13 protein-coding genes are annotated in these 14942 nt (G+C 65.2%); 6 read left to right on the forward strand and 7 right to left on the reverse strand.

Annotated features, from left to right (window positions below):
- Positions 1–2: 2 nt before the first annotated feature.
- Both AC07YR_RS13240 and AC07YR_RS13245 read left to right on the forward strand, forming a co-directional pair.
- Positions 3–1001: a fumarylacetoacetate hydrolase family protein gene (locus AC07YR_RS13240; protein ID WP_494734240.1), complete on the forward strand. Its 999-nt coding sequence runs from the start codon at positions 3–5 to the stop codon at positions 999–1001.
- A gap of 2 nt (positions 1002–1003) precedes the next feature.
- On the forward strand, positions 1004–1780 hold the full coding sequence (locus tag AC07YR_RS13245; RefSeq protein WP_436057458.1) for an SDR family NAD(P)-dependent oxidoreductase: 777 nt from the start codon (positions 1004–1006) through the stop codon (positions 1778–1780).
- Here the strand turns inward: AC07YR_RS13245 and AC07YR_RS13250 are convergent.
- Together AC07YR_RS13250 and AC07YR_RS13255 are read right to left on the reverse strand one after the other, a co-directional pair.
- Positions 1777–2559, reverse strand: a complete 783-nt coding sequence (locus AC07YR_RS13250) for an SDR family NAD(P)-dependent oxidoreductase (protein ID WP_436057457.1) — start codon at positions 2557–2559, stop codon at positions 1777–1779. The genes AC07YR_RS13245 and AC07YR_RS13250 overlap by 4 nt on opposite strands.
- 72 nt (positions 2560–2631) lie before the next feature.
- Positions 2632–3594, reverse strand: a complete 963-nt coding sequence (locus AC07YR_RS13255) for a LysR family transcriptional regulator (protein WP_494734312.1) — start codon at positions 3592–3594, stop codon at positions 2632–2634.
- Between the two features lie 192 nt (positions 3595–3786).
- Between AC07YR_RS13255 and AC07YR_RS13260 the strand changes: the two genes are divergently transcribed.
- The 3 genes from AC07YR_RS13260 (at position 3787) to AC07YR_RS13270 (ending at position 7033) form a co-directional block, all read left to right on the forward strand.
- A complete protein-coding gene (locus AC07YR_RS13260; RefSeq protein WP_055806389.1) occupies positions 3787–4572 on the forward strand; it encodes an isocitrate lyase/PEP mutase family protein in 786 nt (261 codons plus the stop codon).
- Positions 4573–4773: 201 nt separating this feature from the next.
- Positions 4774–5316, forward strand: a complete 543-nt coding sequence (locus AC07YR_RS13265; protein WP_055806393.1) for a PadR family transcriptional regulator — start codon at positions 4774–4776, stop codon at positions 5314–5316.
- Positions 5317–5320: 4 nt separating this feature from the next.
- The gene (locus tag AC07YR_RS13270) at positions 5321–7033 is read left to right on the forward strand and encodes an ABC1 kinase family protein (protein ID WP_494734241.1); all 1713 of its coding nucleotides are present in this window, start codon (positions 5321–5323) and stop codon (positions 7031–7033) included.
- 110 nt (positions 7034–7143) lie between these two features.
- On the opposite strand, the gene AC07YR_RS13275 is transcribed toward AC07YR_RS13270, so the two are convergent.
- The 5 genes from AC07YR_RS13275 to AC07YR_RS13295 all read right to left on the reverse strand — a co-directional run bounded on the left by AC07YR_RS13275 (position 7144) and on the right by AC07YR_RS13295 (position 13535).
- Positions 7144–8238: an ROK family protein gene (locus tag AC07YR_RS13275; protein WP_494734242.1), complete on the reverse strand. Its 1095-nt coding sequence runs from the start codon at positions 8236–8238 to the stop codon at positions 7144–7146.
- Between the two features lie 197 nt (positions 8239–8435).
- Positions 8436–10025, reverse strand: a complete 1590-nt coding sequence (locus tag AC07YR_RS13280; RefSeq protein WP_055806402.1) for a GMC oxidoreductase — start codon at positions 10023–10025, stop codon at positions 8436–8438.
- A gap of 16 nt (positions 10026–10041) precedes the next feature.
- Positions 10042–11538 (reverse strand): MFS transporter, encoded by a 1497-nt coding sequence (locus AC07YR_RS13285; RefSeq protein WP_494734243.1) that lies wholly within the window; start codon positions 11536–11538, stop codon positions 10042–10044.
- Positions 11539–11700: 162 nt separating this feature from the next.
- Entirely contained in the window at positions 11701–12498 is a 798-nt protein-coding gene (locus AC07YR_RS13290; protein WP_055806408.1) for a hypothetical protein, read from the reverse strand.
- A complete protein-coding gene (locus AC07YR_RS13295) occupies positions 12495–13535 on the reverse strand; it encodes a Gfo/Idh/MocA family protein (protein WP_494734244.1) in 1041 nt (346 codons plus the stop codon). The genes AC07YR_RS13290 and AC07YR_RS13295 overlap by 4 nt, the downstream gene beginning before the upstream one ends.
- Positions 13536–13643: 108 nt before the next feature.
- Here AC07YR_RS13295 and AC07YR_RS13300 point away from each other — a divergent pair, with 108 nt between their 5' ends.
- On the forward strand, positions 13644–14906 hold the full coding sequence (locus tag AC07YR_RS13300; RefSeq protein WP_055806410.1) for an ROK family protein: 1263 nt from the start codon (positions 13644–13646) through the stop codon (positions 14904–14906).
- Positions 14907–14942 lie beyond the last annotated feature (36 nt).

A 14942-nucleotide genomic window follows, 5' to 3' on the forward strand; every position in this document is an offset into this window, starting at 1 on the left:
TCATGGTCAAGATTGCACGCTGGAATTACGACGGCGGGACGCAGTCCGGCTTTGTGGTCGGCGGAAACTGCTACGCCCTGCCCGCGGGCAGGACCGTCAACAGCCTGCTGGAAGCCGGACTTGCCGAAACCCTGGCCCTCGCCGGCAAAAGCATCGGGTCGGCGGCGCCCGTGCCGCTGGCGGACGTGCAGCTGATTGCCCCGCTGGCGCCTGCCACCATCCGTGATTTTGTGGCCTTCGAGGAGCACGTCGAAGGGGTGCGGAAAAGCATCGACGGCGTGGCCGGCGTGGTGCCCGAGTGGTACGAGGCACCCACGTTTTACTTCACCAATCCGCACACCGTGACGGGAACCGGCGAGGTGGTCGGGATTCCGGCCGGCTGCGACGACCTGGACTTCGAGACCGAAGTCGCCGCCGTCGTCGGACGCGTTCCCGGGAGCGACGGCCGGAACCTGACAGCAGCGGAGGCGCACCAGCACATCTTCGGCTACACGGTGCTCAATGACTGGTCCGCGCGGGACCTGCAGCGCCGCGAGATGAAAGTAAGCCTTGGCCCGTGCAAGGGCAAGGACTTCGCCAACACCCTGGGCCCGTGGATAGTCACGGCGGACGAGTTCGAGGACCTGCACGACGCCGAGGGGTTCCTGCCGATCTCCATGGCCGTGGAAGTCAACGGGGAAGCCGTCGGGCAGGACCTGCTGTCCAACATGGGCTGGCCGTTCGCCGAGCTTGTTGCTTACGCGTCGCAGGACTCGGTGGTGAAGCCCGGCGATGTCCTGGGCTCCGGCACGTGTGGAAGTGGCTGCCTCGCGGAACTCTGGGGACGGAACGGCTCGAAGACTCCCCCGCCGCTCAAGACCGGCGACGTGGTCCGGATGACAGTGGAAGGCATTGGCCGCATCGAGAACACCGTGGGTGAGCGGCGCGATGCCGTTACCCGTATTCCTGCCCGGACCCGCCCGCGGAACCGGGTTGCGGCTGCGGCTGCTTCGGGGGCCTGAGAGTGGTTTCCTTCCAGCTCGCGGGCAGGACAGTGGTGCTAACGGGGGCCGGCCAGGGTCAGGGGGCTGCCGAAGCGCGGCTGTTGGTGGAGGCCGGAGCGTGCGTCATCGCGACGGACCTCGCGGCGGATATGCCGGCTGAGTTGGCCGCTTTGTCGTCGTCGTCCGGTGGTGCGTTGGTGTACCGCCAGCTTGATGTTGCCGATGCCTCCGGCTGGTCCGGTCTCGCTCAATGGATACAGTCCCGGGGATGGAGGGTGGACGGCCTGGTGAACAATGCCGGAATCACCCGGAGGAGCCGGCTTCTGGATGCCTCGGTGGCCGACCTGCAGAAGGTGTACGAAGTGAACGTTGCCGGAGCTTTGCTGGGAATCCAGGCCCTCACACCCCTGATGAGGTCCGGCTCCGCGATCGTCAACGTGGGTTCGGTCGCAGGACTGACGGCGCACTATCCGGTCGCCTACACCGCCAGCAAATGGGCCCTGCGCGGGCTCTCCCTGGTGGCGGCCACGGAGCTTGGCCCGCAGGGTATCCGGGTGAACACCGTCCACCCGGGCTTCATTGATACGCCCATGACGGCGAGCGCCAAGCCGGAGTTCCGGCAGGCCACCCTGGCCGAAATCCCGCTGGGCCGCACCGGAGGCGTGGAGGAGGTGGCCGGCGTCGTGCTGTTCCTGCTCAGTCCTTTGTCCTCCTTCGTGACAGGCGCGGAAATTCCGGTGGATGGCGGCCAGTCGGGCCACGGCGGCGCCAAGTCGGTCTCGGACGCCATGCGTTAGCCCGGCAGCACCGCCGACCAGCCGCCGTCGACCATCAGGTTGGCGCCCGTCACGTAGGACGCGTCGTCCGAGGCAAGGAACAGTGCGCACTTGGCGACTTCTTCCGGCGTGCCAATCCGGCCCAGCGGGATGCTGCCTGCGATGGTTCGCATAGGGTGGTCTGCGGCCAGGAGGTTGCCCTCGGTGGCGGCGGTGCGGATCATTCCGGGACTGACGGCGTTGACGCGCAGTCCGTGCGGAGCCCCTTCGGCCGCGAGCTGCTTCGTCATGGCAACCACGGCTCCCTTGGTGGCGGTGTGTGCCAGGCGGCCGTTGGTCATGGAACCGGTGACCCCTGCCGTTGAGCCCACCAGGACAATGGCCGTGTTCCGCGCCTGGATCAGCCGGGGCCAGAAGTACTTCACCGGCAGGAACACCACATCCAGTTCATGCGCCACGTTCCATTTCCAGTCGGCGAACGTGAGCTGCTCCACCGGGGCGAAGCGGGTGACCGCCGCGTTGGCATACAGGATGTGGACCTGGCCGTGGGTTGCGGCCACATCCTGCGCCCATGCCGCCACAGCGCCCTCATCCGTCAGGTCAACCCTGCTGCTGGCCATCCGGCCACCGGCCGCGGTGACCTGCTCAACGGTGGCCGCGGCGCCGTCGTCGTCCATGTCGCAGCCGACCACCAGCGCACCCTCGGAAGCGAAGGCGAGGGCGGCCGCCCTCCCCTGCCCGCTGGCGGTTCCGGTGATCACGGCGGTTTTGCCGGCCAGGCGCTGGCTGGAGACAGGCATGGGTCTTCCTTTCGAAGGGATGTTTCTCCGACTCTCTCAGTGATGCCCGGGATGGGGAACAGCGCGTTTGGTCTACCTGGTATCCGCCGCGTCGATAGTCACCGGGTGGAAGGTGACGGGGAAAAGTCCGTGCAGCCGCGAACAGGCCCGCTGCACCACGGAGCGCAACCAGGCGCTGGCGGGGTCCTCCGTCTGGGAGGGGTGCCAGTACATGGCCTCCACAAGGGACGCCTCGGTGCCTTCGGAGAACTCCAGCACCACAATGTCCCCTCCGCGCTGGGCCCGTGCCGCCAGCATCATCGGGACCAGTGCCACCAGATCCGTTCCTTCGACCAGCAGCGGCAGCGACAGAAACCCGGCCACCACGGCTGCCACGCGGCGCTGAACACCGCGGGATTCAAACAGCTTGTCCGCCGGGGTGCTGATGCCCTCACCGAAATAGCCGACGGCGTGAGGCACCGTGGCCAGGTCGTCCAGCGTGAGGCGGGGCTGCTGGAGCAGGGAATTTCCGGAATCAGCCACTGCCACGAAACTGTCCCGGAACACCTGCTTGCTCGTACCCTGCATGTGGTAACCGGTTGGCCCCACCAGAAGGTCAATCTTTGAATAGTCGGCCATTTGGCCCTGGATGCCGGACTTGGCCGTCGGGACGAAGTCCACGGACACGCTTGGGGCCTCCTCCCGCAGAATCCCCCGCAACGGACCAACAATCAGCGCCGCAGCGTAGTCCGACGCCGCAATCACAAATTCCCGTTCGCTCGTGGCGGCGTCGAAACCTGACCGCACCCGGGTGGCCCGCTGGATGTGTAGCATGGCTTCATCTATCAGCGGGACCAGGGATTGCGCAAAGGGCGTGAGGTCGTAGGTGCGGCCGTTCCGGACCAGGAGTTCGTCGTCGAAGTGCCGGCGGAGTCTGGCCATCGCCGCGCTGGTGGCAGGCTGGCTGAGCTGAAGCCTCTCGGCCGCCCGGGAAACGTTGCGTAGCTCCAGCAGGACCTGAAGTTGGGGCAGCAGGTTCAGGTCCAGGTTCTTCATACCCACAGGTTATCCGTACAGTACATCCACAGCACGAATGTTCGCCGGTACCGACCAGGCGGGCACGACCCGAGCATCTTGTCCCGTTAGGCCATCACTTGTTCCGCGAAACGTCGGTCCCTTGCGGCGTCCGGCCGCGTTTGTAGACTGAACGGGGATTCACCTATTCGGTTAGCAGGGGATGGCAATGAAATGGCCACTTTTCGGGAACTCCATCACGCTGCGGCGCCACTCCTGCTGCCCAACGCATGGGATGTCGGATCCGCCTTGGCTTTCGCGACAGCGGGGTTCCCGGCAGTCGGCACCACCAGCTTTGGCGTTGCGGCAAGTGCCGGCCTGCCGGACGGAGGTCGATCCAGCAAGGCCGTAACCACGGCACTCGTGGAGCATTTGTGCCGCCTGCCTGTCCACGTCACGGCGGACATCGAGGACGGCTACTCCGATGACCCTGCAGAGGTTGCGGAACTTGTGGCCCAACTGGCTACCCTTGGCGTGGCCGGGGTCAACCTGGAGGACAGCACGGCCGGGCACCTGGTCGATCCAGCAGCCTTTGCCGACAAGGTTGCCGCCGTCAAGAGACGCAGCCCGGCCATGTTCGTCAACGCACGGGTGGACAACATATGGTTCGGCGAACAGGCCACTGTGGATGCCGTCCTGCTCCGTGCCTCTGCCTACGCCGACGCCGGGGCGGACGGAATATTTGTCCCCGGACTTGTGGTTCCGGAGGACATCCGGACCATTACCGCCGGCATTGGGCTGCCGCTCAACGTGCTGGCGCATCCCTCGCTGACTGTTGCCGAGCTGGGTGCGCTGGGCGTCCGGCGGGTGAGTTCCGGTTCCCTGCCGTACCGCGCAGCAGTTGACGCGGCCGTGAACGTCGTCAGCGCCCTGCGTGACGGCAAGCAATCGCCGGCCGCCACTTCGTACTGGGAGATGCAATCGCGTCTTATGTCATTTAGCCAGCGCCTCGGGGGTTGACTGACCCCCGTTAGCGCGAACCAGCCCACGCCCAAGGCTCCACAACCGGGTGGCACAGATCCGGTGGGGTGGGATTTTACGTCGACGTTGCCGGGAACCTTGTGCGTAATCCTCCACTCGGCAGCCCTCTTCGAGGTGCTGGTTTTCGCCTGTATCGGGATGTATCGTTGAGTATCGTTCGCGTCCCATTAGGAGAGCAGCATGCGTAATTCATACCCTGCGGGCGGATTTGGCGGCCCCAACATCGAGGGTATGTGGCACGCCGTTGAAGAGCTGCGTTCAAGGTTTGAGAATCGCTCCGGCACCCGCGCGGGGCGGGGCGAGGTGCGCTCGGCGGTGCTGGCCCTGCTCGCGGAGCGGCCGATGCACGGCTATCAGATCATCCGTGAAATCGAGGAGCGCAGCAGCGGCAGATGGAAGCCCAGTGCCGGCTCCGTCTACCCCACGCTGCAACTTCTGGCCGATGAGGGGTTGATCCGTGCCGAGGAGTCCAACGGCCGCAAGATCTACTCGCTCACCGAAGCAGGCCGGGAGGAAGTGGCGGGTGCGCATGCATCAGCGCCGTGGGAGTCAGGAGGCCAGGCTTCCGGCACCGGATTCGCGGCACTGCCCAAGGCTGGCCTTGAGCTAGCGCAGGCCGCGTCGCAGGTAGGTCGCACCGGCTCGCCGGAGCAGGTGCAGCAGGCCGTGGCGGTGCTCGACGAGGCACGTCGCCGGCTGTATTCGATCCTCGCCCAGGACTGACGGGGTGACGTCGGTCCGTCGGGACCGGGCGGATCCGGTACCCGGCGCCGGGAGCACCCGCGCCCGTTACCGTCGCATCCTGCGCTTCGCCGCGTGGCATCTCGCGGTGACCTGGTGGTTTGAGCTGTTCCTCCCCCGCGTCGGGCTAGGCAAAATTGCCGAGCGCACCCGGACGACGAGGATGCGGCGCTTCGCGCGGCGCTTCCACGTGCTGGCCGTGGATTTGGGCGGCCTGATGATCAAGGTGGGTCAGTTCCTGTCGTCCAGACTCGACGTGCTTCCGCCCGAGATCACCAAGGAACTTGAGGGACTCCAGGACGAGGTGCCCCCCGTCCCGTTTCCCGCAATCCGAGCACTTGCCGAGGCGGAGCTGGGCGCGCCGCTGGACAAGGTTTTCGCCTCAGTCGAAGAGATGCCAATCGCCGCCGCATCCCTCGGGCAGGCGCACCGTGCGCAACTCCTTCCCGCCAATGCCGCCGACGCCGGGCTCCACAGCGTGGTCTTGAAGGTGCAGCGCCCCGGCATCAACGCGATTGTCGACGTCGATCTGGCGGCACTGCGCAAAGTGGCCGGCTGGCTCAGCCATGTGCGTCTGGTGTCCGATCGTGCGGACATGCCCGCGCTGGTCGAGGAGTTTGCGCAAATTAGCCTTGAGGAGATCGACTACCTGCATGAAGCAGCGAATGCCGAACGCTTCGCGACTGATTTCGCCGACGACGACCGGGTTGGTGTGCCCGAAGTCGTGTGGGAGTGGAGCACCCGCCGCGTGCTCGTCCTCGAAAATGTCGCGGCAATCAAGATCACTGATGCGGAGGAACTTCTTGCCGCGGGTATCGATCCGGCTCAGGTTGCCCCGGTTTTCGCCTCGGTCATGTTCGACCAGTTGTTCAGCAGCGGCTTTTTCCATGCCGATCCGCATCCCGGGAACATCTTCGTCACACCGGCTTCCAATGCAACCGCAGGACGCCCCTGGAAGCTGACGTTCATCGACTTCGGCATGATGGGCGAGGTTCCTGCCAGTACCCGCAGCGGCCTGCGGAAGCTTTTGATCGCGGCCGCCTCGCGTGACGGTAAGGGCTTGGTGGCCGCGATCCGCGATGTGGGTGTGCTGGTGCCGTCGGCGGACACGGCCGAGCTTGAGCGGGCAATGACGCATCTCTTTGCCCGGTTCGGCGGGATGGGCTTCGCCGAACTGCGCGAAGTGGACCCGCGGGAGTTCCTCGATTTTGCGGTGGAGTTCGGCGACCTGGTCCGCTCGCTGCCGTTCCAGTTGCCGGAGAACTTCCTGCTCATCATCCGGGCGATGTCACTCACCTCGGGGGTGTGCAGCTCGCTGGATGCCAGGTTCAATCTGTGGGACGCGGTGGAACCCTATGCGGCGCAATTGCTGCGCGACGAGCGTGGAAACATCGTCCAGGACGTGGCCAAGCAGGCGCTCGACGTCGCCGGCGTCGCACTGGGGCTGCCGAAACGCCTGGACGGGCTTCTCACTCGAATCGAGGACGGCTCACTATCCGTGGCCAATCCGCGTCTCGAACGTCAGATGGCACGGCTGGACCGGACGGCGCAGCGAACCGCATCGGCGCTGGTTTTCGGCGCCCTGCTCATCGCAGGTTCTGTGGTCAGGGGGGACGACACGCTGCTAGGCAACCTGCTGATGATCGCGTCGCTCGTGCCGCTGCTGCACGGGCTGTGGGCGGGACGCCGCGGCCTCTGAGTGAAGTGGTGAGACATATCGGCTGGAACAGTCCCTGGTGAGCCTTGGAGATGGGCCTCCGGCAGGAGTCTCCTACCATCACGGGACTATCAAAGCCCCCGGCTGCGCCGCTACGACAGTAGGTCCAGCACAGCTGCATCTATTGCCGCCGGTGAGAGTACACGGTCCGCGACCACCTGAGTGGCTCCGGCAATTGTGGCTTGGTGATGCAGAAGCGAGTGGTTGATTTGCAGCTGGGACGTCACCGGCGGCAGAGCCCGCTGGTAAACAACTTCCCGGACCCCGGCAAGGACATCCGCCGACTCCCCCAGGCTACCGCCGAGAACGATGACCGAGGGGTTCAGCAAGCTGACGGCCGTTGCCAGGACGTCTCCTATTTCACGGCCCCCTTGATGCAGCGCGGATATGACTTCGGGCTGACCGTCAGCTGCCAGACGCAAAAGATCTTCACCCGTTCGGGCATCCACGCCGTGCTGGCGAACTTTCCGGACCAGTGCCGGCACTGAAGAAATCATGTCCAAGCAGCCATAGTTCCCGCAGGGGCACGCAAGGTCGCCACCGTTGGACGCGCGAACGTGCCCCAAGCCACCCGTCGCCCCATTGGCGCCAGGCTGCAATCTACCGCCGCTGATAATCGCAGAGCCAATACTCGAATCGACGTTCACGAACATGAAGTTGCCGTGACCGGACCAATGGGCTGTGTGCTCCCCCCGCGCCATCAGATTGACGACGCTATCGACGACAACGGGCACTTGGAGTGACCGTTGAATGAAGCTCTCGAAGTCGAATCCATGCCAGCCGGGCCTGAGTTGAGACCCCGCGTGGTTGTCGGTGCGGTGGCTTGGACCGGACAGCCCGATCCCAACGCCCGCAAGCATTTCGCCCCCGCAGCCGGCAGTTCCCAGAAGTTGCCTGCCCACGGCAATGGCCCGGCCCAAGGTTGCCGGCGGCTCTTGTGCTTGCAGACGCTGGCACTGTTGGTCCGCAAGTACCTTCCCCGACAGGTCTGTCACCGTAACCAGGATCTGGCTGACGGCCATCTCAATGACGAGTACTGCGCGTGCAGACGGGTCAAACGCAACTGTCGCCGGAGGCCGCCCTCCGCTGGACGCCGTCCCCCCACCATCTTTGATGAGCCCCAAATGAAACAAGTCCTCGATGCGGGATTTGACCGTTGAACGCGCAAGACCCGTGTTGCGGGCCAATTCTGCGCGTGTTCTGGACCTGCCGTCCCGGAGAAGTTGAAAGAGCTGCCCAGCGCTGGAAGAGGTACCGGGCCCCCAGGCTAAGCCCGTAGGGCCCGACAACGCCATTGCCTTCGAAAATATGGAACCGGCTTGGGACTCCATGGGCAAGGTCCCGTTCGATTGCCCCCGTGACACGTTATGGCCCGAGCGGTAGTTCAGCCGGCAGCGGACTCGGCCGCGAGACTGATCTCCTCGGCCATTTTTCGGGCGCCACGCACTGCGATGGCTACGCTCATCAGCGTCGGGTTCATCGCCGTAGCCGTCGGAATCAAAGCATTGCCGCCCACCACCAGGTTGTTGTACCCCCACACCCGAGACCACGGATCCGCCACCGAGGTGCCGTCGTCGGTGTCGCCCATGCGCATTGTGCCCTGGTAGTGCAGGCTGGAGCCGTTCGGCATGAGGCGCGGCTCGGCGACGAAGACGCCGAGAGCTTTCCCGGCACGGCGGAGCCGCTCCGTGGCTTGAGCGATCTCCGCGTCTTCCCTCTCGGTGAGCGTGTACTCAATGGTCATGTTTGGGAATCCCCGGTAGTCCGTCTCGTTGTCGTCAAAGGTGACGGCATCCTCGTAGCGGGGGTGCTTTCGCGTCCCGTAGCCCATGTTGACGTAGCCCCAGCGGTTCTCGGAGTACGGGGTTCCCGGCTCCATCGGGAATGGCGTTGTCTCGGTGTACATCACCTGCACGGAGAAAGGGTGCTCCGGCTCGGAGAACGGAATGCGGTTCACGGCAGCGACGGGATCTGCGGGGTTCTGTGCACGCCGGGCCAGTTCGGCCTTGAGGTCCTCTTCGGTGGCGTGCCGCCCCATCTTTTCGGCGTCCAGGGCCACCGTGGAGATAACCACGGGATGCTCAGTCAAGTAGTGCCCGAGCGCCTTCGGCCGAACACCCGATGCCCACAGGAGCTGGGGGGAACGGAAGGCGTCCGCCGCCACGACAACGACGTCAGCTGCCACGAACGACACCTCCCCCGTGCGGAGGTCCTGGACGGTGACTCCGGTGACCCGCCGTCCGTCCAGTTCCACGCGACGGACCAGGGTGAGGTCACGGAGCTCGAACTGCTTCGAGAGCGGGCTGCCCTGATCGATCAGCGGGCCGAGGACGACGTCGGCCCCCGCCCAGCGCACTGAGCCGTCCGGCTGCGGATCGCCGGCCACTGGCAGCGTGCCAACGCCGTAGCCGTCCGGCAGTTCCGCGCCGAACTCTTCATCAAGGAGGGACCTAATGGCTTCACCCACCGCCGAATCAGCGAACGCTGCACTGTGAACGTGCAGCAACTGCTTGGCCTCCTCGATGAGCGCATCCCACTCGTTGCCTGCAATGAACGGGATTTTCTCGCTGAAGGCGGGCGACGGCGTCGCGCAGGTCCAGTGCGCCCCTTGGCCGCCAACGTTGGTGGCCGCCGCCGCTGCGGGGAAACTTGGCGCGTGGGCTGAGCCGGCGCCGCCGAAGTCCAGCAGGTGGGTGCCCTGGCGTGCGGTGAACATTCCCTCGGTGACGGTCCCGGCAGGGATACCGAGCGACTCGCGGTAGGCACCGGCCTGCGGCCCCTGCGATATTTCCCTCGCGCGGGCCTTTTTCGCGGCGTCGGGAATGTTCCGGACGCTCTCACCGGGAACTTCCGTCAGCTGCGGCCCGGCTTCGAACATCACCACCCGGGCGTTCGGGACCTGCTCAAGAAGCACGCGTGCGTAGGCGGAGCCGATGGGCCCGCTGCCGACGATAACGATAGTGGAATTGGACATGATGTCTCCTTTGAAATCAGGCCGAAAGGGATTCGGAAGTTGTGTGGGAAGCGGGAACGGGCTCATCGGAGAGCCAGCCATGGGGAAGCAGGACCGCCGCGATGATTCCTACGGCATAAGTGATTGCCAGGGCGATGAAGATGGGAATGAAGACCGTGCCATAGATCTGCGCGACGCGGGCTTGGACGGCCGGGTCCGCCGCGTGGACCAGTTGGGGGGTAAGCGTGGAGGCGTCAAGGCCCGACGGCAACAGGGCTGCGACACCGAAGCCGATCACCCCGCCAATGACCGCCGTCGCCACTGTTGATCCCACTTGCCGCACCAGGTTGATGGTTGCCGTAATGGTGCCGGTCTGGCTGGCGGGGACAGCGCCCTGGACCACTGCGACGATCAGGCTCATAAACGCCCCGGTGCCCATGCCAACCACACTCATTGCAATCATGGGCACCCACAACGGCAGCCCGACGGGCAGCACGGCCATCGCAAAGAGCCCTGCCGCTCCCAGCGAAGTACCCAGGATCGGGAAGATCCGGTAGCGCCCTGTCCGGCTGGCCAGCCATCCGGTGAGCAGGTTACTGATCAGCATGCCGAACACTGTGGCGATGGGGACAAGCCCGGAGACGGTGGCGGTGGTTTGGTATGCCATTTGGAAGTACGTGGGCAGGTACGCAGTGATGGAGAAGAGCCCGACGCCGATAATCGCCGACAGCGCGGTGCCTGCGGCTATGGTGCGGTTGGCAAAGAAGTGGAACGGCACGATGGGCTCGGGAGCACGCCGCTCTATTAGGAAGAAAACGGTAAAGCCCACGATGCTGAGTGCGAGCGCGACAGCGGCAGCGGGACCCGCGGTCCGTTCGGTTGCCCAGGAAACGGCGAGCACGAGCGCAACGAGTGCGGTGGTGAAAACAGCTGCGCCGGCGACATCGAAGTGGCGTGGAGTGGGGCCCGGTTCCCGGTGTGGAACCGCGATCAGCGCAAGGACCAGGGCTGCCGCGCCCACGGGGATGTTGATCCAGAAGACCCACTGCCAGCCCCAGTAGTCGGTGATGGCGCCGCCGAGCACGGGGCCAATAAGGATCGCGATGGGGAAAGCAGCGCCAACGATCGCCATGTAGCGCGGCCGTTCCCGCTGCGTGGTGACCTGGGCAATGATGGTCTGGGACATCAGCTGCAGGCCTGCGGAGCTCATCCCCTGCAGGACGCGGGCGGCGATGAGCCAGGTCATGTCGTGGGCGAATCCGCAGGCAAGGGAAGCGGCCAGAAACATGACCAGTGAACCGAGGAAGATCCTGCGAGCCCCCAGCACATCGCCCAGTTTGCCGAGCACCGGCAGCAGCACTGTGCTTGCGAGGGTGTAGCCCACAACAACCCAGCTCATCAGCTGCAGCGCGCCCAGCTCGCCGGCAATGGTGGCCAGGGAAGTGGACACCACCGTGTGGTCCAGGGCTCCGAGGAAGGAGACCGAGAGCAGGGAGGTAACAAGGAGACGTAGTCTCAAAGGTGAAAGTGGCATAGTGATCTACCCGAACGATCGGGCCGTCGACGCGACGTGTTGTGCCTCCGCCGCACCATCACGGCGGAGAACGGGTCCGGAAGGAACCCCGGCGCCACCACCCATGTTACTTCACTTTCGTCAGAAAACAACAAAAGAACGCCGGAATTAGACTCAAAGAACTTACGGAGCACCCAGGGCCCACGTGAGGGCCATGTCCTCCAGCAGCCCCTCCAGATCGGTAGCCGCCACGCCTGAGGCATAGGCGTTAAATGCCCGGCGAAGCGCCAGGCGGGCTGATGACTCATGGTGATCAGGAGCCCTCAACGTTCCATCCTCGGTTGACGTCTCCAGTCGTATCAGTCCGGCAGGCTGGTCCACAGTTACTTCCGTCCTCACCTCACCAAGGGCCATCACCTGGAGCAGGCCTCCGGCTCGAAGACCCCCCACCACCGTCGCCGCAAGAGTGGCGGGAACTGTCCCGCCGGAGGCGCCCTCCCAGTCCAGGAGCGCCATCCTGCCCTGCGCCGTGGCAATATTGGACCGAAGCGCCAACTTCCTCTGGGCCAGGGACCGCTGCCAGCCAAAGCCGTCACGAATCGCGGCATCCAGGGCCGGAGCGGGTGCAGCGCACTCCACCGTGATAATCCGGGCCGGACTGCCTCGCCTTGCCCGGACCGCCTCAGCAACAACATCGGGGCGCAGGCGGGGGCGCTCAACTATCACAGGAATGCCACCCGGCCACGGCTCGGCTTCCACTATCTCGCGCGGGAGCACGCCCGGGTCCGCAACCACTACTGCTGACGCTCCCCCGGCCCGGGCCGCCAGCATGCCCTGCCACCAATCGCCGGATCCGGGCACCACCACCACCGCGCCACTGACGCCATCGGTCAGGGCAGCGCTGAGAGGTAGTTCGGCGACAGCAGCCACATAGGAAGGCAACGCAGTGACGACGCCATACCCTCGATCACCTGGACTCATAGGGGCACTCCTTCAAGAACTTTCGCGGCCGCAGCGTCGCCGAGGTCGATTGCATAATGCGAGTCCGCCAACAGTTCGTCGTACTCCACCGGGGCCACGCCCTCAAGGAGCGACCCAAACAGGCGCCACTCCGTCACGTAGCCGTCTTCCAGATCCCGCGGGTACTCTGTCCAGAGCCCGTCCACGCTTCGTACGCGGGTGACGGCACTTCCGGCATGGACGAAGGCCGGCGGGAAACTAACCTCGATGCGATCGTGGGAGGTTGCGATGCCCATCCGCCAGAGGGCATCGGGTCCTTCCGCAAGCATGGTAAGCGCCAGCTGGACCAGCACGCCCCCTGACCGATAACCCACCACGTAGCCGATGGGCGGAGCGACCCGCGCATAGACCACTTCGTCGATGCCTGGCGCAACGTCCCTGACGGCGGGAAGATCGTGGATCGCGAGCCCTGTCAGCAACTGCCGCAGGACGCCGGCAGCCACCGCAGGATCGTCCAGGTCGGGACGTCCCCGTCGGGCGGCCATGAAAGGGCCGCCCTCCGTGACCAGCCGGTGGTACCGGTCATTCGGCGGGAGCGCCAGCGTCACGGAGATTGCCTGCACTCTGCCTTCGAGGGCCACAAGGTGGTGCTTTGCGCGCCCCCATGCCCCATCAAACAGATGGTTCGTCCCCACGAGGAGGATGGCGCCTGTGGCCCGGCACGCAGCAATGACCTCTTCGGCCTCCTCCCCACTGGTGGCCAGTGGCTTCTCGCAGAAGATGCCGCGCTTGCCGGCGGCCACGGCAGCCAGGATTTGGCGGGCATGGTCAGCAGGCGGACTGCAGACGGCCACCACATCAGCCTCCGGGTCCGCGAGCAGGTCAACCTCTCCTTCCGACCAGTTGGCACCAAGGCGCTCGGCCAGAACCCGGGCGCGGCCGCTCCCGGCATCGGCAATGTGCACCACTTTGAACAGCTCCACCAGCCGCCCCAGCACCGGGAGATGAAGAGCCGCAACCCCCGGTCCGGCCCCAAGGATCCCTACGTTCCACGGCATCATCGCCCTCCTTCTCTTATGTGCTTATTATTCATAAGTAAGAGAGGTTCTGGCTATAGTCGCGCCGCGCCGCACCTTAGTCGGCCACAATGTGTGAGAATTGTGAGCATGACGACAGACTCCACACTCCGCTTTGGGGCACAAACGGATGAAGTGACGAGCCTTTTGCGGATCGTAAACCTGGTACGCACAGGCGAAGCAACCACCCGCCCGGAAATCGGCAAGGTCACCGGCCTGGGCAGGGGCGTCGTCAGTCAACGTGTGGATCAGGCCATTCAGATTGGCTTCCTCGCTGACGGCGAGTTCGGCGCCTCGTCCGGCGGCCGCGCTCCACGGACCCTGCGATTCCGGGCAGAGCAGGGACGAATCGTGATATGCGCCCTCGGTGCGGCCCACATGCGGGTGGGCATAACTGCGCTCGACGGCGACATCCTGGAACACACGCACCGCCCCTGGGATATCGCGGAGGGTCCGGAGAAGACCATCGACGCAGCCTTGTCCCTGGTCGACGATTTGCTCAAGAAGGACCCCAAGGTGCCCGTGTGGGGTGTGGTGGTGGGGCTGCCCGGCCCCGTGGACTTCGCTACGGGGCGGCCCGTGGCGCCACCGATCATGCCGGGGTGGAACGGCTACGACGTCCGCACCCCCTTTGAAGACCGCTTCAATGCACCTGTATGGGTGGACAACGATTCCAACCTCCTTGCCCTCGGGGAACGCGCCCGGCGGCGCGACACCCTGGCGGACCTCATTTACTGCAAAATCGGCTCGGGCATCGGAGCCGGCCTGCTGTCCAAAGGCAGGATCCACCGGGGCGCAAACGGGGCCGCCGGCGACATTGGCCATGTCCGCGTTTCCGATTCGGATGCACAGTGCCGGTGCGGCAAGATCGGCTGCCTGGAAGCGGTTGCCGGCGGCTGGGCACTGGTCCGGGACGCAGAAGAGGCCATCAAGGAAGGGGCCAATACCTCCCTTGCCGCGCTGGCGAAGAAGGGGGCGCTGACACTTGAGGCGATCACCCTCGCAGCCCAAGCGGGAGACTCCCTTGCCATCACTCTCGTCCAAAAGTCGGCCCACGTAGCAGGCGAAACCATTTCGGCCCTCGTGAACATGTTCAACCCCGGCGTCATTGTCATCGGCGGCGCCATGGGCTCCGCCGGCGAGGTGTTCCTGGCCGAGGTGCGCCAACGCGTCTACGAATTGTCACTGCCGCTCGCCACTCGGGACCTCACCATCACCCTTTCCGTCAACGATGAGCGCGAACCCTTGCGCGGCGGCGCCGAGCTGGCCCGCGAGCAGCTATTCGACGTCACCTTCCCCCGCTGGTTTGCAGAGGGCCGGCCGTCACCTGAACGGGCAACTGTTCCGGCATAGTGTTCCACGATTGTGTGCCAGCCGGAGAGCCGGCCT

This window comes from Arthrobacter sp. GW460-12-1-14-TSB2, from assembly GCF_059423525.1.

Coding starts and splice junctions, on each gene's coding strand:
- AC07YR_RS13240 (WP_494734240.1), top strand. CDS start 3: ATGGTCAAGATTGCACGCTGGAATTACGACGGCGGGACGCAGTCCGGC.
- AC07YR_RS13250 (WP_436057457.1), bottom strand. CDS start 2,559: ATGCCTGTCTCCAGCCAGCGCCTGGCCGGCAAAACCGCCGTGATCACC.
- AC07YR_RS13255 (WP_494734312.1), bottom strand. CDS start 3,594: ATGAAGAACCTGGACCTGAACCTGCTGCCCCAACTTCAGGTCCTGCTG.
- AC07YR_RS13260 (WP_055806389.1), top strand. CDS start 3,787: ATGGCCACTTTTCGGGAACTCCATCACGCTGCGGCGCCACTCCTGCTG.
- AC07YR_RS13265 (WP_055806393.1), top strand. CDS start 4,774: ATGCGTAATTCATACCCTGCGGGCGGATTTGGCGGCCCCAACATCGAG.
- AC07YR_RS13280 (WP_055806402.1), bottom strand. CDS start 10,025: ATGTCCAATTCCACTATCGTTATCGTCGGCAGCGGGCCCATCGGCTCC.
- AC07YR_RS13285 (WP_494734243.1), bottom strand. CDS start 11,538: ATGCCACTTTCACCTTTGAGACTACGTCTCCTTGTTACCTCCCTGCTC.
- AC07YR_RS13290 (WP_055806408.1), bottom strand. CDS start 12,498: ATGAGTCCAGGTGATCGAGGGTATGGCGTCGTCACTGCGTTGCCTTCC.
- AC07YR_RS13295 (WP_494734244.1), bottom strand. CDS start 13,535: ATGCCGTGGAACGTAGGGATCCTTGGGGCCGGACCGGGGGTTGCGGCT.
- AC07YR_RS13300 (WP_055806410.1), top strand. CDS start 13,644: ATGACGACAGACTCCACACTCCGCTTTGGGGCACAAACGGATGAAGTG.